The sequence below is a fragment of the Acrocarpospora macrocephala genome, assembly GCF_009687865.1.
Taxonomy (GTDB): domain Bacteria; phylum Actinomycetota; class Actinomycetes; order Streptosporangiales; family Streptosporangiaceae; genus Acrocarpospora; species Acrocarpospora macrocephala.
The window spans coordinates 1-21,668 of the sequence record NZ_BLAE01000113.1 but is presented as its reverse complement, the minus strand read 5'-3'; the positions used below and the strand labels follow the sequence as shown (position 1 = coordinate 21,668).

Annotated in this window: 25 protein-coding genes; 10 read left to right on the top strand and 15 right to left on the bottom strand. The window is 69.6% G+C overall.

Annotation, left to right across the window (positions count from 1 at the left end; genetic code table 11):
* On the bottom strand, window positions 1-318 hold a 318-nt coding region (locus tag Amac_RS51525), incomplete at its 3' end, for a hypothetical protein (RefSeq protein WP_155361750.1).
* Window positions 319-330: 12 nt separating this feature from the next.
* On the opposite strand from Amac_RS51525, the gene Amac_RS51520 reads away from it, so the two are divergent.
* From Amac_RS51520 to rnhA, 4 genes are all read left to right on the top strand, one after another.
* The gene (locus Amac_RS51520; RefSeq protein WP_155361749.1) at window positions 331-768 is read left to right on the top strand and encodes a hypothetical protein; all 438 of its coding nucleotides are present in this window, start codon (window positions 331-333) and stop codon (window positions 766-768) included.
* Window positions 769-1,810: 1,042 nt separating this feature from the next.
* Window positions 1,811-2,308, top strand: coding sequence for a DUF3145 domain-containing protein (locus Amac_RS51515; protein WP_174900330.1), 498 nt, complete (start codon window positions 1,811-1,813; stop codon window positions 2,306-2,308).
* A gap of 452 nt (window positions 2,309-2,760) precedes the next feature.
* The gene (locus Amac_RS51510; protein ID WP_155361748.1) at window positions 2,761-4,242 is read left to right on the top strand and encodes a nitronate monooxygenase; all 1,482 of its coding nucleotides are present in this window, start codon (window positions 2,761-2,763) and stop codon (window positions 4,240-4,242) included.
* Between the two features lie 41 nt (window positions 4,243-4,283).
* Window positions 4,284-4,745 carry a ribonuclease HI gene (rnhA, locus tag Amac_RS51505; RefSeq protein ID WP_155361747.1) on the top strand — a complete coding sequence of 154 codons (462 nt, stop codon included), beginning with the start codon at window positions 4,284-4,286 and terminating at the stop codon, window positions 4,743-4,745.
* Between the two features lie 76 nt (window positions 4,746-4,821).
* Here the strand turns inward: rnhA and Amac_RS51500 are convergent, their stop codons facing one another.
* The 6 genes from Amac_RS51500 to Amac_RS51475 form a co-directional block, all read right to left on the bottom strand.
* The gene (locus Amac_RS51500) at window positions 4,822-6,240 is read right to left on the bottom strand and encodes an acyl-CoA carboxylase subunit beta (protein WP_155361746.1); all 1,419 of its coding nucleotides are present in this window, start codon (window positions 6,238-6,240) and stop codon (window positions 4,822-4,824) included.
* 11 nt (window positions 6,241-6,251) lie between these two features.
* A complete protein-coding gene (fabF, locus tag Amac_RS51495; RefSeq protein ID WP_155361745.1) occupies window positions 6,252-7,484 on the bottom strand; it encodes a beta-ketoacyl-ACP synthase II in 1,233 nt (410 codons plus the stop codon).
* 61 nt (window positions 7,485-7,545) lie between these two features.
* Entirely contained in the window at window positions 7,546-7,785 is a 240-nt protein-coding gene (locus Amac_RS51490) for an acyl carrier protein (protein WP_155343959.1), read from the bottom strand.
* Window positions 7,786-7,846: 61 nt separating this feature from the next.
* Window positions 7,847-8,803 (bottom strand): beta-ketoacyl-ACP synthase III, encoded by a 957-nt coding sequence (locus Amac_RS51485; RefSeq protein ID WP_155361744.1) that lies wholly within the window; start codon window positions 8,801-8,803, stop codon window positions 7,847-7,849.
* The gene (locus Amac_RS51480; protein WP_155361743.1) at window positions 8,800-9,702 is read right to left on the bottom strand and encodes an ACP S-malonyltransferase; all 903 of its coding nucleotides are present in this window, start codon (window positions 9,700-9,702) and stop codon (window positions 8,800-8,802) included. Before Amac_RS51480 ends, Amac_RS51485 begins: the two co-directional genes overlap by 4 nt.
* 117 nt (window positions 9,703-9,819) lie before the next feature.
* Window positions 9,820-10,920, bottom strand: coding sequence for a PucR family transcriptional regulator (locus Amac_RS51475; RefSeq protein WP_155344139.1), 1,101 nt, complete (start codon window positions 10,918-10,920; stop codon window positions 9,820-9,822).
* Window positions 10,921-11,032: 112 nt separating this feature from the next.
* Here Amac_RS51475 and Amac_RS51470 point away from each other — a divergent pair, with 112 nt between their 5' ends.
* Window positions 11,033-11,710 (top strand): DUF6597 domain-containing transcriptional factor, encoded by a 678-nt coding sequence (locus Amac_RS51470; protein WP_155361742.1) that lies wholly within the window; start codon window positions 11,033-11,035, stop codon window positions 11,708-11,710.
* On the opposite strand, the gene Amac_RS51465 is transcribed toward Amac_RS51470, so the two are convergent.
* The 5 genes from Amac_RS51465 to Amac_RS51445 form a co-directional block, all read right to left on the bottom strand.
* The gene (locus Amac_RS51465; protein WP_155361741.1) at window positions 11,703-12,095 is read right to left on the bottom strand and encodes a VOC family protein; all 393 of its coding nucleotides are present in this window, start codon (window positions 12,093-12,095) and stop codon (window positions 11,703-11,705) included. The genes Amac_RS51470 and Amac_RS51465 overlap by 8 nt on opposite strands.
* Window positions 12,096-12,291: 196 nt before the next feature.
* Window positions 12,292-12,864, bottom strand: coding sequence for an ATP-dependent Clp protease proteolytic subunit (locus Amac_RS51460; RefSeq protein WP_155361740.1), 573 nt, complete (start codon window positions 12,862-12,864; stop codon window positions 12,292-12,294).
* A 111-nt stretch (window positions 12,865-12,975) separates the two neighbouring features.
* On the bottom strand, window positions 12,976-13,422 hold the full coding sequence (locus tag Amac_RS51455; protein ID WP_155361739.1) for a DUF350 domain-containing protein: 447 nt from the start codon (window positions 13,420-13,422) through the stop codon (window positions 12,976-12,978).
* 21 nt (window positions 13,423-13,443) lie between these two features.
* Window positions 13,444-14,604, bottom strand: coding sequence for a glutathionylspermidine synthase family protein (locus Amac_RS51450; RefSeq protein WP_155361738.1), 1,161 nt, complete (start codon window positions 14,602-14,604; stop codon window positions 13,444-13,446).
* 7 nt (window positions 14,605-14,611) lie between these two features.
* Window positions 14,612-15,076: a hypothetical protein gene (locus tag Amac_RS51445; RefSeq protein WP_155361737.1), complete on the bottom strand. Its 465-nt coding sequence runs from the start codon at window positions 15,074-15,076 to the stop codon at window positions 14,612-14,614.
* A 129-nt stretch (window positions 15,077-15,205) separates the two neighbouring features.
* On the opposite strand from Amac_RS51445, the gene Amac_RS51440 reads away from it, so the two are divergent.
* The gene (locus tag Amac_RS51440; RefSeq protein WP_174900329.1) at window positions 15,206-16,210 is read left to right on the top strand and encodes a PHP domain-containing protein; all 1,005 of its coding nucleotides are present in this window, start codon (window positions 15,206-15,208) and stop codon (window positions 16,208-16,210) included.
* A 47-nt stretch (window positions 16,211-16,257) separates the two neighbouring features.
* Window positions 16,258-16,713, top strand: coding sequence for a helix-turn-helix transcriptional regulator (locus Amac_RS51435; RefSeq protein ID WP_155361735.1), 456 nt, complete (start codon window positions 16,258-16,260; stop codon window positions 16,711-16,713).
* Between the two features lie 25 nt (window positions 16,714-16,738).
* Here the strand turns inward: Amac_RS51435 and Amac_RS51430 are convergent, their stop codons facing one another.
* Complete coding sequence (locus Amac_RS51430) at window positions 16,739-17,431, bottom strand: DUF2306 domain-containing protein (RefSeq protein ID WP_218041778.1); 693 nt, start codon at window positions 17,429-17,431, stop codon at window positions 16,739-16,741.
* A 308-nt stretch (window positions 17,432-17,739) separates the two neighbouring features.
* Here Amac_RS51430 and Amac_RS51425 point away from each other — a divergent pair, with 308 nt between their 5' ends.
* The 3 genes from Amac_RS51425 to Amac_RS51415 all read left to right on the top strand — a co-directional run bounded on the left by Amac_RS51425 (window position 17,740) and on the right by Amac_RS51415 (window position 19,672).
* A complete protein-coding gene (locus tag Amac_RS51425) occupies window positions 17,740-18,420 on the top strand; it encodes a TetR/AcrR family transcriptional regulator (protein WP_155361734.1) in 681 nt (226 codons plus the stop codon).
* Window positions 18,421-18,687: 267 nt separating this feature from the next.
* Entirely contained in the window at window positions 18,688-19,434 is a 747-nt protein-coding gene (locus Amac_RS51420) for a helix-turn-helix transcriptional regulator (protein ID WP_307729871.1), read from the top strand.
* Between the two features lie 82 nt (window positions 19,435-19,516).
* Window positions 19,517-19,672, top strand: coding sequence for a hypothetical protein (locus Amac_RS51415; RefSeq protein ID WP_155361732.1), 156 nt, complete (start codon window positions 19,517-19,519; stop codon window positions 19,670-19,672).
* A gap of 192 nt (window positions 19,673-19,864) precedes the next feature.
* Here Amac_RS51415 and Amac_RS51410 read toward each other — a convergent pair whose 3' ends face one another.
* Window positions 19,865-21,100, bottom strand: a complete 1,236-nt coding sequence (locus Amac_RS51410; protein ID WP_155361731.1) for a sensor histidine kinase — start codon at window positions 21,098-21,100, stop codon at window positions 19,865-19,867.
* Window positions 21,097-21,668: response regulator transcription factor (locus Amac_RS51405; protein ID WP_155361730.1), on the bottom strand; the 572-nt coding region annotated here is incomplete at its 5' end. The genes Amac_RS51410 and Amac_RS51405, both read right to left, overlap by 4 nt.

Sequence of the window (21,668 nt, the reverse complement as noted above, 5' to 3'; positions counted from 1 at the left end):
CTCGGCCAGGCGCGCGGCCAGGTCGGGCAGGCGGGACAGTTGCCGGGCCAGGGTGAGGCGTTCCCCGGCCCGGGCGGTCCTGGAGCCGGTGGCCGCGGCCAGCCACGCCCCGAGCGTACGCCGCCCGAAGAGTTGGTGGCCTTTCCCGGCCTCGGCCACGGCCAGCCGGACCGCGATCGCCGCCTCAGCCCGATCGATCAGCCGCGACCAGGCCACGATCTCGGCCATCGCCGTCTCGGCGTCGGAGGGCACCGGCGACCCGGCGGCGGTGAGCGCCTCGGCCCGGCGCAGCAAGTCCCGTAGCGCCGCGCCGGCCAAACCCGGATCGGGATGATCCCCACACCCCGCACCACCACCGCCAGCCCGACCGGCACCCCGACCGGCACCCCACTCAGCCCTCCGCCCGCGATCGGTCCCCTGATCAGTCCCGCGCCCGCGACCGGCACCCCACCCAGCATCCCCGGCAGCGTGACGAGGCCCCCAGACACTCCGAACACCGTGATCAGTATCCCGGTCAGGGCGATCAGCCTGCCGGACGCCCCGATCAGCCTCCCGGTCAGCGTGATCAGCCCCGCGCCCGCGACCGGCACCCCACTCCGCCTCCTCAGCAGCGTGATCAGCCTCCCGGGCAGCATGAGCGGCCATTCCAGTACGCTGACCGGTTTCCCGGCCAGGCTGACCTGTCTCCCAGGCACCATCACCGGCCTGTTGAGCACGCAGGTCGGTCGCGTGCCCGCTGCCGGAGGTCCCGTGCCCGGATCGCGGTGATGGATGCTCGCCGCCGGAGGGCTGGACACCGGGGGGCTGGGCCGGGCTGAACGGGGCAGGGCTGAACTGAGTGTTGGCGGGTTGAGCGGTGGCCCGGGCGGTGCTGGAGTGCGCCGTTGCCGAGTGGGCGGTGCCGGTATGGGCGGTTTCGGAGTCTTCGCCGGAGTCGGTCGTGGGAACTCGGACCCGGGAAGGGCCGAGCAGGACCGCGCGATGGGAGTCGCCGGGAATGCGGCCGGTTTCAGGTCCCTCGGTGCGTCGCTGGGGTGACCGCGTTTCTGGGCGGAGAAGTGGGTGGAGGGCCAGCACGCCGCCTGAGCCGGCATGGAGGGAATGTCTGGTGGGGTCGCGGCTGTCAAGGCTGGCTGGAGCGCAGGATTGCCGGGGCGCAAAGGAGGGGGTGGAGTCAGCGGGGGAAGCAGTGGGGGAGGAGGTGGCGGCACGGTGGTCGGGGAGCAGGACGGCACCCGAGGTCATCATGGCGGGCCACCTCCTGTCTGGGCTCGGCTGGTCGGCCTGCTGCCAGGATATCGTTCACACGTTCGATTAGCAACTCTCCGTGTTCGCTTATGTACGGATTGTCGGCAAGGTGGTGTTGTCTTCGTGACATGTCAGTGCTGTCCCCTGCGGCGGGAGCGAGGATCCATGTGAAGTACTGCGGGAGCGCTATGTATGAGGGACGTGCACTTCGCGTGGGATCGGGGACGAGTCGGGCGAGGGGATGGGATCTGGGGTTGTCGTGAGAATTTCGGCCGGGGCTGGGTGGTTGGGTGAAGAGGGTCGGATCTGGGGGTGGGGTGGGAATCTCGGGCGAGTAGTTCGGGGTGGGGTGGGTGCTACCTGGGGCTTTTCCGTTTGATGGGCCTGGGCTTGTGTTTACTCTCTGTGGTTTGATGAATTCACAGCGTTGTCAAGTGCGAATAGGTATGACTCTGGTCTGGTGCCTCGCCGCGACGGACGGTAGTCTCTCCTAGAGTCACTTGTGATCATCCCAGTATGAGGCCGTTGGGGAAGGCGCACCTCGTACGAAACGGGAGGTCCGGTGGCTGCTGCTCGTGGCGTGCTGTACGTCCACTCGGCTCAGCCTGCGCTGTGCCCGCATATTGAGTGGGCTGTCGCAGGCGTTCTTGGCGTTCCCGTCGACTTGACGTGGACCCCTCAGCCCGCTGCGCCCGGCGCTTTGCGCGCCCAGGCGGAATGGGAGGGTCGCGCGGGTACGGCGGCGGCGATCACTTCATCGCTCATGGGGTGGCAGCGCATCCGCTTCGAGATCACCGAGGACGCCTCGCCGGGCGTGGACGGCTCCCGACATGCGTACACCCCGACCCTTGGGGCGTACACGGCGGTCATCGGCGCCAGCGGGGACATCCAGGTGCCCGAGGACCGCCTCCGCAACGTCATGCTGATGGCCGCCCAAGGCCGCGCCGTCCTCGAAGACGAACTCGACCGCCTTCTCGGCAAGCAGTGGGACGAGGAACTCGAATCCTTCCGCTACGCCGGCGAGGGCGCCCCCGTCCGCTGGCTCCACGCCGCCGTCTGACGCGCGCCCAGCAGAACGAGCAGTCCCCCAGGTCGCACGTCGTTATCCGGTGCCGTTCACGAAGTCGGTGGTTCTCGCCGCGCCGCCGCCAAGGGCGTTGAAGCCGTGCTGAAGGCATCGGCACGCCGGGAGGAGTCCCGGGAGCGTGAGCAGGTGCTCCCCATGGGGTCTCGGCATGCCTGGTCACATGCTCACGTCCGGGTCCGTGCTGATGGCCAGCGGCCGGACTGGAAGGGACCGGCTCCGCTGTGATGGGAGCCGGAGTCGCGCTGATCATGACGGGCGCCCCCGCTCGTAGGCCCCTGCAAATGACCTCTGGTCCCTCGCTTCGGGACCTTGGTCACTGCATCGGGCGGCTGCCGGGCCGATGTAATGCGATCGAATCCCTAATACCCAGGAGGTCGTAGCGTTGGCCATCGCCCAGCATTTCACCGACACCGTCCGCGTCCGGCATGTCTGAGGCGGCATCGCCCCACCAGGTGCTCCCCGCCATCGTCCAGGGCGGCATGGGGGTGGGCGTCTCCGGGTGGCGGCTGGCGCGAGCCGTCGCCCGGACCGGGCAGCTCGGCGTCGTCTCCGGCGTCGCCCTGGACATCACGCTCTCCCGGCGGCTGCAGCAGGGAGATCCGGACGGGCACATGCGTCGGGCGCTGTCGCACTTCCCGGTGCCTGAGATCGCGGAGCGAGTGCTCGCCCGCTATTTCGTCTCCGGCGGCATCGACGCGGACGCGCCGTACCGGCCGGTGCCGCGGCTCGGGCTCCGCCCGCATCAGGCCAGGGCCGAGCTCGCCGTCGCGTCGAACTTCGCCGAGGTGTTTCTCGCCAAGGAGGGGCACGGCGGCCAGATCGGGGTCAACTACCTGGAGAAGATCCAGATGGCCACGCCCGCCGCGGTCTATGGCGCGATGCTCGCGGGCGCCGACTACGTGCTCATGGGCGCGGGCATCCCGACGAAGATCCCCTGGCTGCTCGACGCGCTCGCCGCGCACCGCCCGGTGGAGCTGCCGGTCACCGTGGCCGGCGCCGACGCGGACGATCGCCACGTCGTGACCTTCGACCCGCCCGCGATGCTGGGCGCGACGCTCCCGCCGCTGTCCAGGCCCCGGTTCCTCGCCATCGTCTCCTCTGACGTCCTGGCCGCGTACCTCGCGCGTGCGCCGCTCACCCGGCCGGACGGGTTCGTCCTGGAGACCTCGGTGGCCGGCGGGCACAGCGCGCCACCGCGCGGCCGGATGCGGCTCGGCGAGACGGGCGAGCCGGTGTACGGGCCGCGCGACTGGGCTGACACCGGCAAGACCGCGGCGCTCGGGCTGCCCTTCTGGCTCGCCGGCGGCTACGGCACCCCGGGCGGGCTGGCCGCGGCTCTGGCCGCCGGTGCCGCCGGAATCCAGGCGGGGTCGGCCTTCGCGCTGTGCCGGGAGTCTGGCCTCGACCCCGAGCTCAGGCTGCGCCTGCTCCGGCAGGCCCGGAACGGCTCTCTGCTGGTCCGCAACGACCCGTACGCTTCACCGACCGGCTTCCCCTTCAAAGTGGCCGCGGTGCCCGGCACCTTGTCCGATCCGGGTCTTCATGCCGACCGCCCCCGCCTGTGCGACCTCGGCCACCTGCGCACTCCGTACGTCAAGCCGGACGCCACGATCGGCTACCGGTGCCCGGCCGAGCCGATCGACATCTACCTCCGTAAGGGCGGGGCCGTCGAGGACACGGTGGGGCGAAGGTGCCTGTGTAACGGGCTGGCGGCCGCCATCGGGTTCGGGCAGCGCCGCCCGGACGGCTACCGGGAGCCGCCGCTGCTCACCCTCGGCCAGGACCTGGCCTTCCTCGACGACCTGCCAGACGATTACGCCGCCGCCGACGTCGTCGCGTACCTCCTCGGCACCCCGCCGGACGAGGCGGGGCGCGCCCGCGAACATCGGGACGTGCGGCTGGGCTGATGGTGGGGTGCCGGTCTCCCCGGCGGGGATAGTGTGAGCCGATGGGCGGTGTTCAGGTGGTGGAGGCGTACACCGATGGCGCGTGCCGTGGCAATCCCGGGCCAGGGGGCTGGGGGGTGATTCTCCGGTACGGCAAGCACGATCGGGAACTCCGCGGCGGCGAGGCGGACACGACCAACAACCGGATGGAGCTCATGGCCGCGATCATGGCGTTGGAGACGCTGACCAGGCCATCCGAAGTCCGTCTGCACACCGACAGCCAGTATGTGCGCAACGGTATTACCAAGTGGCTGGCGGGATGGAAGCGCAACGGGTGGCTGACGGCCGGGAAGGAGCCGGTCAAGAACGCCGACCTGTGGCGGCGCTTGGAGTCCGCGGCCCAGCGGCACCAGGTCGAATGGCTCTGGGTCCGCGGGCACAGCGGACACCCGGAGAACGAACGTGCCGACGGCCTGGCCCGTCTCGGCTGCCAGGAGTCGGCGCGTCCCAGCGGCCGGAGCTGACCGAGCCGTTCCGGCCCAGGTGAAGGACATGGAAAGGGCGCCCGAGGCGTGTGCCGGGCGCCCTTCCGAGAGTGGGTTACAACGGGATGTTGCCGTGGGCTCCCCGAGCCGGGGTCGCCTGGGCGAGGACCTTGGCGATGGCGCCCCGGGTCTCGCTGGGCTCGATCACCTCGTCCACGACGCCGAGGTCGACGGCGCGGGAGAGGCCGCCGGCGACCTTCTCGTGTTCCTCGGCGAGGCGGGCTTCCAGTTCGGCGCGCTCCTCCTCGGGAGCGGCGGCCAGGTCGCGGCGCTTGAGGATGCGGACGGCGGCGACCGCGCCCATCACGGCCACCACGGCGGTGGGCCAGGCGAAGACGCGGGTGGCGCCCAGGGAGCGGGAGTTCATCGCGATGTACGCCCCGCCGTACGCCTTGCGGGTCACCAGGGTGACGCGCGGGACCGAGGCTTCGGCGAAGGCGTGCAGGAGCTTGGCGCCGCGGCGGACCACGCCGTCGTGTTCCTGGCCGACGCCGGGAAGGTAGCCGGGCACGTCGACGAGGACGATCAGGGGGACCCCGAAGGCATCGCACATCCGTACAAATCGGGCGGCTTTTTCGGCGGAGGCGGAGTCGAGGCAGCCGCCGAGGCGCATCGGGTTGTTGGCGACGACGCCGACCGTGCGGCCGCCGAGGCGGCCGAGGGTGGTGACGATGTTGGGAGCCCACTTGGGGTGGAGCTCGACACCGGGGTCGTCCAGCAGACCGTTGATCAGCGGGTGCACGTCGTAGGCGCGGCGCGGGTTGTCGGGCAGCAGCGCGGAGAAGTCGACCTCCTCGACCGCGCGCACCCGGCCCTGGTGGCCGAGCAGGCTGGCCAGCTCGCGGGCCCGCAGCAGGGCTTCGGCCTCGGTCTTGGCGACCACGTGCACGACGCCGCTGCGCTTGCTGTGCGGCTCGGGGCCGCCGAGCGCGGCCATGTCGATCTGCTCGCCGGTGACGCTGCGGACCACGTCGGGTCCGGTGACGAAGATGCGGCCCTGGTCGGCCAGGACGACGATGTCGGTGAGCGCGGGGCCGTAGGCGGCGCCACCGGCGGCGGCGCCGACGACGACGGAGATCTGCGGGACGACGCCGGAGGCCTTGGTCATCGCGGCGAACACCCGGCCGACGGCGTGCAGCGACTCCACGCCTTCGGCCAGCCGGGCCCCGCCGGAGTGCCAGACCCCGATGACGGGGACGCGCTCGCGGACCGCCACGTCGTAGGCGTGCACGATGTGCTCGCAGCCCTCGCTGCCCATCGCGCCGCCCTGCACCCGGGCGTCACTGCAGAAGGCGACCACGGGGACGCCCTCGATGCGGCCGGTCACGGCGAACACGCCGCTCTTGTCCTCGGGCGAGATCGGCCGGATCGAGCCCTCGTCCAGGAGGTGGCCCAGCCGGACCTGGGGATCGCGGGGATCCTCGGCCTCCTGATCGGAGGACGGGGTCACCACCCTGTTGTCGACAACCGTCATCTGCGTGCCTCTCAAAGCGTGGTGAAGGCGACGGCGACGTTGTGCCCGCCGAACCCGAAGGAGTTGTTGACCGCGGCGATCTGCCCGTCGGGGAGCTTGCGCGGCTCACCGCGCGCGATGTCCACTTCGACGCCGTCGTCGAGGTCGTCCACGTTGATGGTGGGCGGGACGATCCGGTCGTTGAGCGCCAGGATGGTGAAGATGGACTCGATGCCGCCCGCGCCGCCGAGCAGGTGGCCGGTCATCGACTTGGTCGCGGTGACGATCGGGTGCGCCCCGATGGACTCCTTGATCGCGATGGTCTCGACCACGTCACCCGCGGGGGTGGACGTCGCGTGCGCGTTGACGTGCCTGATGTCGGCGCCGGACAGCCCGGCGTCGGCGAGCACCCGGCTCATCGCCAGCTGGACGCCCGCGCCACTCGGCTCCGGCTGCGCGATGTGGTGGGCGTCGGAGGAGTATCCGACCCCCGCGGCCACCGCGTAGACCTTCGCGCCGCGCGCCCTGGCGTGCTCCTCGGACTCCAGCACGACGATGCCGGCGCCCTCGCCGAGCACGAACCCGTCCCGGCCCTTGTCGAACGGCCGGGACGCGCGGTGCGGCTCGTCGTTGCGGGTGGACATGGCGCGCATCGCGGCGAACGACCCGATGTTCAGCGGGTGGATGGCCGCCTCGGCGCCGCCCGCCACGACCACGTCGCATCGGCCGGACCTGATCATGTCGATGCCGTACCCGATGGCTTCGGCGCCGGTGGCGCAGGCGCTGACGGTGGCGTGCACGCCGCCCTTGGCACCGATGTCGATGCCGATCCAGCCGGCCGCGCCGTTGGGCATGAGCATGGGCACGGTGAACGGCGACAGGCGGGTCCAGCCCTTCTCCTTGAACGTGTCGTACGCGTCGAGGATCGTGGTGATGCCGCCGATCCCGCTGCCGACGACGACGCCCAGCCTGGTCGGCTCGACCTCGGGCGAACCCGCGTCCCGCCAGGCCTCCCGCGAGGCGATCAGCGCGAACTGCTCGGCCCGGTCCAGCCGCCTGGCCTCTGGCCTGGGAATGACCTCACCCGGTTCGACGGCGACCCGTCCGGCGAATTTCACCGGAACGGAGTCGACCCAGTCCTCGGTGAGGGGCCGAATGCCCGACCGCCCGTCGAGGAGCGCCGACCAGGTCGAGGCGACGTCTCCACCGAGGGGCGTGGTCGCGCCGAGCCCGGTGACAACGACACGCACCCGGTCTGTACTCACTTGTCTGCACTCCTCATAACTCGCGCCTATCAGGGTGGAGCTCAGCGGCTCCGGGGTCAGGTCAGCCCTGAATGAAGTTGACGACGTCCTTGACGGTCTTCAGGTGCTTGAGCTGGTCGTCGGGGATCTCCGCGCCGAACTCGTCCTGGGCCGCCACCGCGATCTCGACCATGGAGAGCGAGTCGATGTCGAGGTCGTCCACGAAGCTCTTCTCCGGGGTCACGTCCGAGGCCGGGATGCCGGTGATCTCATTGATGATCTTGCCGAGGCCCGCGAGGATCTCCTGCTCGGTCACTGCCATGTCGCTGTATCTCCTTCAGGGTGGTTTTCTGGGGTTCCGCACGGCCGGAGCCGTACAAGTCTCAGGGGATCTCGATGACCTGCGCGGCGTAGGTCAGGCCTGCGCCGAAGCCGAGCAGCAGGGCCAGGCCGCCCGAGGGCACCTCGCCGCGCTCGATCATGCGGGACAGCGCGAGCGGGATGGACGCGGCCGAGGTGTTGCCGGCCAGCACGATGTCCTTGGCGACGACCGCGTTGTCGGCGCCCAGTTTGCGGGCGATCGACTCGATGATGCGGAGGTTGGCCTGGTGGGGCACGAAGGCGGCGAGTTCGGCGGGGTCCACCCCCGCACGCTCGCACGCCTGTTTGGCGATCGGGTGAAGGGCCGTGGTGGCCCAGCGGAACACGGTCTGGCCTTCCTGGTGCAGCGCCGAGTGCCGGTCCTTGATCGTGATCGCGTCGGCCTTGTCGCCCGCGCTGCCCCACACCACCGGGCCGATGCCGGCCGTCTCGGACGGCACCACCACGGCCGCGCCCGCGCCGTCCGCGAAGATCACCGAAGTGGCCCGGTCCTGGATGTCCACCCACTGGGTGAACTTCTCGGTCCCGACGATCAGCACGTTCCTGGCCGAGCCGGCCCGGATGGCGTCGCTGGCCGAGGCCAGCGCGTAGCAGAAGCCGGCGCAGGCCGCGTTGACGTCGTAGGCTCCCGGCGCGTCGATGCCCAGCCGGTGCGCGACCCGCCCCGCGGCGTTGGGGATCTGGGTCTCCAGCGTGCAGGTGGCCACGATCACCAGGTCGATGTCGGCGGCGGCCAGGCCGCCGGCGGCCAGCGCCTTGCCGCCCGCCTGGACGGCCAGGTCGATCTCGGACTCCTCGGGCGCGGCGAACCGTCGTTCCTTGATCCCGACCCGGCTCTGGATCCACTCGTCGTTCGTTTCGATGATCTTGGAGAGGTCGTCGTTGGTGACCACGTTGGCGGGCTGGTAGTGCCCGAACGCCAGCACCTTCGCGCCTGGCGCGCCCGCGGGAAGCTTCACTGCAATGCCTCCTTGGCGGCGGTTCGTGCGGTTTCCAGGTCCTCGGGGGTCTTGAGCGCCACGGTCCGCACGCCGGTCAGGGCGCGTTTGGCCAGCCCCGCCAGCGTGCCGCCGGGCAGCAGCTCGATCATCGTGGTGACGCCCTGGGCCGCCATCGTCTCCATGCACAGGTCCCACCGGACCGGGCGGCTGACCTGGGCGATCAGGCGCTCCAGCAGGTCGGCGCCGGATTCGACCAGCGCGCCGTCGGCGTTGGAGAGCAGCTTCACAGCCGGGTCGGCCGGGGTCATCCCGGCGGCGGCCGCGCGCAGCTGGGCGACGGCGGGTTCCATGTGCTCGGTGTGGAAGGCGCCCGCCACCGAGAGCGGTCTCAGCCGGGCCCGCTGCGGCGGATCGGCCGTGAAGGCCTCCAACTGGGCCAGCGTCCCGCCCGCCACGATCTGCCCGGCGCCGTTGATGTTGGCGGGGGTCAGGCCGTGCTTCTCGATGGATTCGAGCACGTCCACGCCGCCGAGCACGGCGGTCATCCCGGTCGCGGTGGCGGCGGCCGCCTTGGCCATCGCCTGCGCGCGCTCCCGGATCAGGGTCAGTGCCTGCTCGGCGGTGAGCGCCCCGGCGATGGTCGCGGCGGCGAACTCGCCCACGCTGTGCCCGGCCACCAGATCCGGGGTCACGCCAAGCGCCTCCTGCGCGACCAGCGCGGCGGCCACCAGCAGCGGCTGGGCCACCGCGGTGTCCCGGATCTCGTCGGCGGTCGCGGTGGTGCCGAACCCGGCCAGATCGAGACCGGCGATCTCCGACCACGCCGACAGGCGGTCGCCGAAGCCGGGGATCTCCAGCCACGGACTCAGGAAGCCTGGGGTTTGGGCGCCTTGTCCCGGCGCGACGATGACGAGCACACACCTAACCCTGCCCTGTAGAAGTCCACCACACTGATGGGGATGTGCACGAAGTTGGTGTGGGCTATTTTGTTTGGTTCCTACAGTTAAGGTTTCTCCGGCATTTCTCGGATTCGGCTAGGTTACGGTCAGGCGACCCAATATCAGGCCAACCTGCAGGGTAAATGCGGACCTGCCCTCCGTCGGCTGGTAGCCGGTCAGCTCGGTGATCTTGCGGAGCCGGTACCTGACCGTGTTCGGGTGCACGAACAGCAGGCGGGCGGTGGCCTCCAGCGAGGTGCCCTGTTCCAGGTAGGTGGCCAGGGTGTCGAGCAGGGGCGTACCGGCCAGGGGTTTGAAGACGTTCTCGATCAGCTGGCCGCGGGCGTCCTCGTCGCCGTCGATGGCGCGTTCGGCCAGCAGATCCTCGGCCAGGACCGGGCGCGGGGCGTCCGGCCAGCCGGCGGCGGCGCGCAGCCCGGCGATGGCCGCGCGGGCGGAGCGGGCTGCGGCGTGTAGGTCGGAGACCTCAGGGCCGATCACGATGGGGCCCGCGGCGAACCGGGGGACCACGCTCCTGGCGGCGTCCTTGATGCTGTCCGCGCCGCCGACGATGACGATCAGGCGTTCGCCCTGCACCCCGGCGAGCAGGTCGTGGCCGACGCGGCGGCCCTTGTCGCGCAGGCCGTCGATGACGCTCTGCGGGTCCTCGTCCGGCGCGTACCCGGCGAAGACGACGACCGGGGCGGAGGTCCAGCCGAGGGCGGCGGCCCAGGAGTGCAGGCCGTCGTCGACCTCGCCGCGGACCAGCGCGTCCACGATCAGCGCCTCCAGGCGGGCGTCCCAGGAGCCGCGGGCCTCGGCCTCGCGGGCATACACCTGGGCGGCGGCGAAGGCCACGTCGCGGGTGTAGCGCAGCATCGCGTTGCGCAGCTGCTCCTCGCCGCCGGGGGCGGCCAGCTCGTCGGCCTCGGCCTCCACCACCTCCACCACGATCCGCACCAGATCGACGGTCTGCTGCAGCGAGACGCTGCGTTTGAGCTCGCGCGGCGCGGTGCCGAAGAACTCGATGCTGGGCGTGGGCCGCCCCTCGCCCGCGTGGCCGAACCACTCCACGAACGCGGCGATGCCCGCCTGCGCCACCAGCCCGACCCAGGACCTGTCCTCGGCCGACAGGGCTCGATACCAGGCGAGCTGCTCCTCCATGCGCGCCATCGCGGCCGTGCCGAGGCTGCCCATCGCCCGGTCCAGCCGCCGCGCTGTGTCCTCGCGGACCCTGTCATTCACGCCTACAAGCGTGCCAGGTCACGCGCGGTGGTGCCGCCTCCGGGCGAAGTGAGACCCTGGAGGCGTGTATCGGGAACGCCCCTCGCTGGTCCCGGGGGCCGTGTTGTGGCGCTCTTCCGGCGTGTCGGAGGAGGCCGAACTCCGCGTGCTTCCGGACGGCTGCATGGATCTGCTCTGGACCGAGGGCACCCTGCTGGTGGCCGGTCCCGACGCCGAGGCGTTCGTGACGAAGGTCTCAGCGGGCGCCTCGTTCACCGGTCTGCGGTTCGCGCCGGGCACCGCGCCGGCGATGCTCCGCGTCCCCGCCGCCGAACTGCGCAACCAGCGGGTTCCGCTCGCCGACCTGTGGCCCGCCGCCGAGGTCCGGCGCCTCACCGATCGGGTACGGCAGGCGGACTCGGTCGCCGCGGGACTCGAGGAGATCGCGGGCGAACGGCTGGACGGCGTCGACCCCCTGGTCCGCGAGGTCGCCGCCCTGCTCGACGGCGGGGCCAGCGTGACCGCCACCGCCGCGACGCTGGGCCTGGGCGAGCGGCGGCTGCACCGCCTCAGCCTGACCGCGTTCGGGTACGGCCCGAAGACGCTGGCCCGCATCCTGCGCCTGGGCCGCGCCCTCGAACTGGCCAGAAGCGGCCGGACCTTCGCCGACGTGGCCGCCACCACCGGCTACGCCGACCAGGCGCACCTGGCGCGCGAGGTGCGCAGCCTGGCGGGGGTCCCGCTCAGTGACCTGGTTAGTTGAGCGCCGCGAACAGGTCCACGCCGTTGCCGTCGGGGTCGTGCACGACCGCGTAACGCTGCCCCCAGAAGGCGTCCCAGGGTTTGAGATGTCCGTCGTATCCGGCGTCCACGAGCTGGGCGAAGACCTCGTCGACCTCAGCGGGGGAGGCGCATGCGAAGGCCAGGCCCAGGCGCGATCCGCCCGAGGCCGGGGTCCACGCCGGATCGAAGGAGCGGACCGTGTCGGCGGTATCCCAGACCAGGCGAAGGCCGCCGGGGAGAGTGACTTCGACGTGCGGCTCGGAGTCGGCCTCCGCCGGGAGACCGAGCCCAAGCCGCCGGTAGAAGGCCAGCGAGCGGGCCATGTCGGTGACGACTATGCCGATGACGTTGAGTGTTGGAGACATACCTCGCACGTTACGACCCGTCGTGGCCCCCGTCTTGAACGAATCGGACAGCGCCAGGAGGGCTAAGTTCCGTTGTAACCCCTCGCAGGGGCGATGAGGACTCCCGAACGTTACGGCCGTCGTCGCACGCGGGTCTGTTGTGACCCCTCGCAGGGGCGTTGAGGACCTGTGACAGGGGCAGAATGCCAGAAACGGGCTAAGTTCGCACGTGTGCGGTGGTGGCGACCACGTGGTCGATGAAGCCGTACTCCTTGGCCTCCTCGGCGGTGAACCAGTGGTCCCGGTCGGCGTCGGCCTCGATCCGCTCCAGCGGCTGGCCGGTGTGGAAGGCGGTGCGCTCGGCCAGGAGTTTCTTGGTGTAGCGCATCTGCTCGGCCTGGATGGCGATGTCCGCCGCCGTGCCGCCGATGCCGCCGTGCGGCTGGTGCATGATGATGCGCGCGTGCGGGAGCGCGTATCGTTTTCCGGTCGTCCCGGCTGTGAGCAGAAACTGGCCCATCGAGCCCGCCATTCCCATGGCCACCGTCACGATATCGTTGGGCACGTATTGCATGACGTCGTAGATGGCCATTCCGGAGTACACGGAACCGCCTGGTGAATTGATGTAAAGCTGAATGTCGCGTTTCGGGTCGTCGGCCGTCAGCAGCAGGAGTTCCGAGCAGATCCGGTTGGCGATCTCGTCGTCGACCTCCTGCCCGAGCACGATGATGCGCTCGTTGAGCAACCGCCGACTGATGTGCTCGCCCTCAGGGGATCCCGTTCCGGCCATGACCCGCTCCCATCGTGAATTCCGTTTCCCGATCGACGGTAATAAGGAACGGCGGGAAATGGGAGCGGGTTTCGCCGGGGGCGCATTTCACTGTCGGCATATTCCGCTCGGTCAGATCACGGCCACCGCGGTGATCAGGCCGATCGCGACGTGGGTGACCGACAGCAGGATGGTGGCCGGCTGCAGGGTCGGCTCCTGGGCCAGCGCCCGGACCGAGATTCCCGCGATCTTGTCGAAGACCATCATGCCGACCGTCTGCACCGCGATGCCGATCAGGCCGAAGACCAGCGTCGCGATCAGGCCCTCCCGCAGCGCGCCACCGGAGGAGAAGATCGACGCGGCCACGATGAGCGAGATCGCCGCCATCGCGGAGGCGGTCAGCGCGGTCGCGTTGGGGTTGCGCTCCTCTCGGATGATCTTGCTCAGCCGGCCCGGTGTGGCCAGGTCGATCACGTAGAACCCGGCGACGAGCAGCAGCACGCCGAGGATCGCGTACGCAGTGATGGCGAGCGCGCCGTTGCCGAGAATCTCGCCGAACGAGGTGGATTGGGTGTCCATGTGGGGGGTGCTCCGTTTGTTCTAGCCGCTGATTCGGTGGGGGACGAAGGAGGAGGTGTCATCGGTGATCAGGCCGGAGGTCTCGCGGATGCCGAGCCCGGCGGCCTCGTCCTCGACGACCCAGGCGCCGAGGACCGGTCGCTGGCCGTCGAAGTCGGGCAACGCCTGGAACTCCTGGTAGACGAAGCCCTCGGCGCCGTACCCGCCGGAGGTCTGGACGGCGTGTTCCGGGGAAACCACCCGCATGGACGCGCCCTCCCGGCCGAGCAGCGGTTTCTGGATGTAGCGGGTGATGTCGCGCGGGCTGTCCAGGTAGGCGGGCAGCAGGTTCTGATGCCCGGGATACATCTCCCACAGGATCGCCAGCAGCGCCTTGTTGGACAGCAGCATCTTCCAGAGCGGCTCGATCCAGGTCATCGACGGCTGCAGGCGCAGCGCGTGGCCGCCGAACGGCTCGGCGACGATCCACTCCCAGGGGTAGAGCTTGCAGAGCGAGCGGATCACCCGGTACTCGTCGTCCACGAAGCGGCGGTTGATCGCGTCCCAGCCGATGTCCTCCATGGCGATCGCGAGCGTGGCCAGCCCGGCCTGCTGGGCGGTCTCCTGCAGGTAGCCCAGCGTCATCGCCTCCTCGCCTGACTGGTCCATGTTCGTCCAGGCGAAATGGGTCGGCCCGGTGGGGAAGGTCGGGCCGATCGCCTTCCACCGGTCGATCAGCCGTTCGTGGATCGAGTTCCACTGGTCGTCGTCGGGGAACATGTCCTGCAGCCAGAACCACTGCACCACCGAGCTCTCCAGCAGGCTGGTGGGGGTGTCCGCGTTGTACTCCAGCAGCTTGGCCGGTCCGGCGCCGTCGTAGCGCAGGTCGAAGCGGCCGAAGACGTGCGGATCGCGGCGCCGCCAGGAGTCGGCGACCGCTTCGCGCCACTCCGGCGGGATGGCGAACTCGGCGAACCGGTTCCCGGTGATCACGTAGTCGACCGCGGCCAGGCACATCCGGTGCAGCTCCTCGACCTGCGCCTCCAGGCCGAGCACCTCGTCCATGCCGAACACGTAGTGCACGCTCTCGTCCCAGTACGGCCTGCTCAACCCCTCGGGATGAGCCGACCGATGGTAGGCCAGGCCCTGCGACTCGACCGTGGACACCCAGTTCTGGCGGGGCGCCGAGGTCTCCCGTCTCATCGACCGGTCAGCTCCCGCTGCTGCCGTGCGAGCCGAAGCCGCCGCGTTGGACCACCTTGCCGCTCCTGCTGGTGATCTGCGCGTCGGCCGGGCGGAGCGTGGAGCCGCCGCGGACGTGCCTGCCCACCAGGACGCCGCCGTAGTACCAGCCGTACGCGGCGTGCGAGCGCCGGTAGTCGTCGTCGCAGAAGTCGTCGTCGACCAGCGGGTACGAGCCGTCGGGGAGCGGGTTGGACATGTCGACGCAGTCGGCGTCCACCTCGTCGTAGCTGTCCTGGGCGGCGCAGAAGCCGACCACCAGGGTGGAGAGCACACCGATGGCGCCGAGCTTGATGGCCGTGGAGCGGAAGCTCTTCTTCGGCGGGGGCGGCGGCATCATCATGGGGCCCGCCATGCCGGGTGGCATCCCCGGGGGCGGTGGCGGCGGGACGTAGGGAGGAGGGGTGGGACGTCCGTCCCCGGTCTCGGCCATAAGGCTCCATGTTCATCGAGGTCGGCACAGACTACCGTCGCGATATGAAACGGTACAGATCTAGATGCGGTTCCCATCCGTACCGTTACGGAACGGTCCATCGAGGAGTTAGCCGGTAGCGTGCGTCGCATGGATCCGGTTGAGGCGTTGAAGCGGATCGCGTTCCTGCTGGAGCGCGCGGGGGAGCCAACCTATCGTGTCCGGGCGTTTCGCGGGGCCGCGACCACGATCGCCGATCTGGCGCCGGGGGAACTTCAGCGGCTGGTGCGGGACGGTGGTCTGACCGGGCTCAAAGGGGTCGGCAAGGTGACCGCGCTGGCGGTGGCCGAGGCCCTCGATGGGCAGGTGCCGACCTATCTGCGCCGCCTGGAGGCCACCGCGGGCGAGGATCTGGACGAGGCGGCGACTTCGCTGCGGCAGGCGCTCAAGGGTGACCTGCACAGCCACTCGGACTGGTCCGACGGCGGCTCTCCGATCGAGGAGATGGCCGCCGCCGCGATCGCCCTCGGGCACGAGTACCTCGCGATCACCGACCATTCGCCTCGCCTCACCGTGGCCAACGGGTTGTCAGCCGACCGGCTCCACCAGCAGCTGGACGTGATCGCCGCGCTGGGTGAGAAGCTCGCGCCGTTCCGGCTGCTGTCGGGGATCGAGGTCGACATCCTGGCCGACGGCTCGCTGGATCAGGAGGCGGAGCTGCTGGAACGGGTGGACGTGGTGGTGGCGAGCGTGCACTCGCAGCTCAAGATGGACGCCGACGACATGACCCGGCGGATGGTCACCGCCATCGCCAATCCGCATGTGGACGTGCTCGGCCACTGCACGGGGAGGATTGTCAAGGCCGGGGGCAAACGTGGCGGGCTGCGGCCGGAGTCGCGGTTCGACGCCGAGATCGTCTTCGAGGCGTGCCGCCAGTTCGAGGTCGCTGTCGAGATCAATTCGCGTCCTGATCGGCTGGATCCGCCGAAGCGGTTGATGCGCTTGGCGTACGAGATGGGCTGCGTGTTCTCGATCGACTCGGACGCGCACGCGCCCGGTCAGCTCGACTGGCAGAGGTACGGCTGTGAGCGTGCCGTGCTCTGCGGAATCGAACCGGAACGCATCGTGAACACGGGGATGTGGCCGAGGGGTTAGGTGTGTTGCGGCCGGAAATGTCGGTCACCCGGCGTAGCTTCGGGGTCATGGATCGTCGGGCGGCGCTGGTCGAGGAGTTACGCGTTGGTGGCACCCTGTCCGCCAAGGAGCTCGCCACCCGGCTCGGCGTCAGCAAGCGGACGATTATCCGTGATATCGCCCGCCTTCAGGACGAGGGCGTGCCGATCCGCCTGGATCCCGGTGGGTACACGATCGATCCCACCGAGGAGATCAAACGCGCCATCGATCGCGCGCTGACCGGGCGGCGAGTGCTCCGCATCGACTACGACGGGAAGACCGGTCCCACCACGCGTGATGTGGAGCCCAGCATCTTCCTGGGCGGGCGGGGTGGTTACTGGTATCTGGTGGCGTGGTGCCGGTTGCGCGAGGACGTACGGGTGTTCCGGCTGGATCGCATCACCAGTGCGACGCTTACCTCCGAGCGGTATCCGGAGCCTTCCAAGGCGCGGATGGAGGAACTCACGGCGGCTTTGCCGACCTGAGGCGCCGCACGGAACTTGGCGGCGTTCACGCTTCAGTTGCGGCTTGCGTCATCCGGCGCGATGTCGGTGAAGGTGAGAACCGGAGTCCGGGAAGGTTGCGCCGGCGAATCATGAGTTCGGCCACGACGATGTTCGGCAGCCAGCACATGAACGGAACAGCGGCGTAGGCGTTACTTACCATTTCCTCGGTGAAGGAACCGGCCAGTAGCTGGACGCCGATGAGCACGCCGAACCACAGTCGCAAGGTAGGTGCCGCGAAGGTCAGCGCGAAACTGCGGATCATCCATGCCTGATGACTGGCAAGATCTCGCGCGCGGATAGCGCGGTAGCCGCGGTAGGAGGTCCACGCCCAGAGCACTGCGAGACTGCCGAATCCGAAGAATCCGACTAACCCTGCGGAATTGTAGAAGGCCATCAAGAACCCTGAGGTCGAGGCGAACGCGATGGAGATCAGGTAGGTGCGCCCGATCCAGCGGTGCAGGTTGAGGTAGCGGCGGCGAATGGCCTTGGCGAATTGGAACGGACCCACGACAAGGGCCAGACCCGCCGAGAAAATGTGGACGTAGAACGCGATTTGAACGAAGGCTGGTTTGTTCGCGTAGTTTGACGCGAGCCCTGTCTCTTTGGCGGCAAGGGCATCGAGGCTCCCGGTCGCGTACTGGCCGACGAAGTATCCCGTAATCGCCAGCGAAATCAGCGTCACCACGGTCCAGCTCACTCGGGGACCGCGCCGCCGCCGAGTCAGCGGAGGTTGTGCAGTGGACGAAACCATCCCAAGATACCAACTCTCTAATTGAACGACCGCGAGAAAACATTCGAACAGCGCGGCTCGCGACACGGTCAACCAGAACGGCCCCGTGCTATCGAACACGATGATCGACAGGATTAATCTGAACAGTGTGAGGAATCTGTACGATGTGAGTATTGCGGCACGTGCCTGCGACGTCAACCCTTGTCAAGGCACCGGCCGAGAGGGTCGAACCGCTCGCGGCACGCCCTCACGCGCCCCCGTGCCAGAATCTGGCCATGGCCGAAAAGCGCCCCCGCACGCGTGCTACCTATCACCACGGCGACCTGCGTGCCGCCCTGGTCGCGGCCGGAATCACCCTGGCCCGCGACGGTGGCCCGCAAGCGCTCGTCCTGCGGGAGATTGCCAGGATCGTCGGCGTCGCACCCAACTCCGCCTACGCCCACTTCACCACGTTGACCGTGCTGAAGAAGGCGGTCGCGCAGCGGGCGCGCGGCGACATGGCCGCGGCCATGAGTGCCCACCTCGACGCCGTGGCTTCGGCCGAACCCGATGATCCGCAGGAGGCGGCGAGGACGTACCTCCGCGAAGTCGGACGGGCCTATGTCCACTACGCCCTGACCGAGCCGGGACTGTTCCGCACCGCGATGGGCGGTGACCCAACCGGGATACGGGTCCCCGGAGCACCCGACGACGCCCCGGAGGCCGACGATGACGATCGACCCAAGCCGAGGTTCTTCCTGATGCACGCGCTCGCCCGGCTCGTCGACGTGGGGTCTCTGCGTCCGGAGGACACGGACAGAGCGGTGATGGCAAGCTGGGCCACGGTGCACGGATTGTCGATCATGCTCCTCGACCTGCTGCCGCAATTGACCACCGACCAGAAGAACGCGGTCGTCGACGACGCCCTCGACATCCTCACCGCGGGACTGACCGCTCCCCGAAAGATCGGGGAATGAACCTGTCCTTGGGCCGTGCCGACACGGCCGCCATACCCGCCTGACCGCCCTGATTGCCGAGCGCCCCGTCCACGAGCGCGCCGCCGCGCTGCTTATGGCAGGGCCGCCCGGCCGCAGCCCTGGCCCTGTACGCGTCATCAGCGCCGAGTACGACAACACGCTGGCCGCCCTGCGCGGCGGTGCGACACCGGCGACTCCTCTGGCGCGGTCGACATGGCGCTGGGCTCCGGTCCCCCTGGGAGCTGTGCTGGGCCGAAATTGTCGGTCGTGTGTTCTAGTGTTCGGCGTGTGAACCGTACCGACCGGCTCTTTGCGATTGTTGAACTTCTGCGGGCGGTGGCGCCGCGTCCCCGGTCCGCGCGTGAACTGGGGGAGCGGTTCGCTGTGACCGCGCGCACGATCGAGCGGGACATTCTGGCCTTGCAGCAGGCCCAGGTGCCGATCTACGCGGAGCGTGGGCGGCGGGGCGGATATGTGCTGGATCGGTCGATGTCGTTGCCGCCGCTCAACTTCAGTCCGGAGGAGGCGGTGGCGATCGCGATCGCGCTCAGTCGTTCCGGTGATCAGCCTTTCGCGGATCAGGCCAGGAGCGCGATGGGGAAGTTGATGGCGGCGATGCCGGTGGCCGATGGGGAGCGTGCGCGGGAGCTGGCCACTCGGGTGCAGCTGCTGTCCAGCACGTCGGAGCGTGAGGAGCTCGAACCGCGCACGGCCGGGCCGATCGCCCGCGTGATCGAGGCGGGGCTGCTGGCCGGGGTCGTGCTGGAGATCGAGTATGGCGATGTGCGGGGTGCGGTGAGCAGCCGGGCGGTGGAGCCGGGCGTGTTCGTCGGCGGGCGGGGCGGGGTGTGGTATCTGGTGGCGTGGTGCCGGTTACGGGATGACGTGCGGGTGTTCCGGCTTGACCGCATTCGCGCGGCCGAGGTCACCACCGAACGGGTGCCGACACGACGGATGGCGGATTTCGCCTCGCACGTGCCCGACATGGTCACGCTCTATCCGGCACTGGACTAAGACGCCCAACAGAAACAGCACCGGCGAGCCCGGGTCGGTCACCGCGAACATCGAGCTCGACCGGCGCGCGGTCAACGGTGCGGTGCTGCGCGCCAACCCGGACGAGGACGGCGAGCTGATCCGGAAGGCGGGCGTGGTGGCCGTGGTGATGGAGGGTGGCGATCGGCGGCGCCTTGTCGCTGCCGCTCTTTGCGCCGGTACGGCGAGAACCGTCACCTGCGTGAACGGCGCCGGATAACGGCGAGTAACGCGGCGACCTGCTCATTCTGTAAGGCGCTCAAAGTCCCCGCAGAGGATTAACTTGCGTGCTCCCCAAGGGGTAGCCGAGGTCAGCGGCTCGAGGATTTATGAGTTATTGCTCTGTGGGCCCAAAGTTACGCGTGATCCAGTGCTGGGCTGAGCCACGCTTGATCCGGGGCTGGACGACTCGTCATGCATTGTCCGGGACTGGGCTGAGTGCTTTCTGCGTCTGGGTTCGGGCTGGGAGGTGGGCTTGGTCGGTGGGCTGTCTGCTGCCCTGGTCGAGGCTGGGGCGGGCGAGGGGAAGGTTGACGGTAATCCGGAGGCCGCCTTTTTCGAGGGGTGTGGCGGTGACGGTGCCGCTGTGGGCGCGGGTGACGGCGCGGACGATGGATAGGCCCAGGCCGGCGCCGGTGGCTGAGCCGGTGCGGTCGGCGTCGAGGCGGCGGAACGGCTCGAAGAGGGCGGGGATCTGGGCGGGGGCGATCTGGCGGCCGGTGTTCTCCACGGTGATGAAGGCGGTGGTCGCGTCCGAGCCGGTGCGGACGGTCACCTCGCCGCGCTCGTCGTTGTACTTGACGGCGTTGTCCACCAGGTTGGCGATCATGCGTTCCAGTAGGACGGCGTCGCCCGCGCAGGGCGCTGGACGCCAGCTCCGGGGGCGCGGCAGATGGTGGGCCAGCAGCGCGGGGTGGGCCAGGTCGCGCAGGTCGACCGGCTGGCGGGTGGTGAGCTCGCGTTCGCTGTGCGCCAGCGTGAGCAGGCCCTCGATGAGCTGCTCCTGCCGGGAGTTGGCGGCCAGCAGTTCGTCCCGGATCGGGCGCAGCGCCCGGGGGACGACCGGATCGGCGAAGCCGACCTGGAGCAGGGCGCGGTTGATGGCGAGCGGGGTCTTGAGTTCGTGCGAGGCGTTGGCCACGAACCGGCGCTGGGTGTCGAAGGCCTGGTCTAGGCGTTCCAGCATGGAGTCGAAGGTGTCGGCCAGGTCCTTGATCTCGTCGCGCGGGCCGTCCATCGAGATGCGCTGGTGGAGGGTGCTGTCGGACAGGCGGCGGGCCGTCTCGGTCATGGTCAGCAGGGGGGCCAGGGCGCGGCCCGCGAGCACCCAGCCGATCGCCAGGCCGACCAGGCCGATCAGCACCGTGGCCAGGATCGACCACTGGACCAGCGAACTGGTCACCACGTCCACATAGCGGCCCACCTCGTCCTCGACGATGCTCTGGATGAACAAGACGTTCGGACGTGGTGGCCCCGCGGTTCCGATCAGTGCCTTGTGCGTGGGCGGCAACTTGATCAGGAACCGCTGGGTGAGGATCTGGCGCACCATCAGGTAGTTGATGACCATCAGCACGCCCGTGGTCACGAAGAGCAGGCTGCCGTACACGAGGGTCAGCCGCCAGCGGACCGGCAGCTTGCGGCCGTTCACAGGCGGTATCCCGCGCCGGTGACCGTCTCGATTACGGCCGGGGTGCCGAGCTTCCTGCGCAGGGTCATGACGGTCACCCGGACCGAGTTGGTGAAGTAGCTGATGTTCTCATCCCAGGCCTTCTCCAGCAGTTCCTCGGCGCTGACCACATTGCCGTCGGCGCGCAGCAGCACCTCCAGGACGGCGAACTCCTTCGGGCTGAGCGCGACATACCTGCCGTCCCTGAAGACCTCGCGCCTGGCCGGGTCGAGGGTGACCCCGGCCCGGGCCAGCACCGGCGGCACGGCCAGCTGCGTGCGCCGGGCCAGTGCTCGCAGCCGGGCCACCAACTCCGGGAAGTCGAAGGGTTTCGGCAGGTAGTCGTCCGCGCCTAGGGTCAGCCCTTCGACTTTGGAGCGCAGATCGCCGGAGGCGGTCAGCATGATGATCCGGGCGGCCACCCGGCCGGCGACGAGGCGGCGGCACACCTCGTCGCCGTGTACCGACGGCAGGTCCCGGTCCAGCACGATCACGTCGTAGGCGTGGGTCATCGCCCGTTCCAGCGCGGCGTCCCCGTCGTAGACGACGT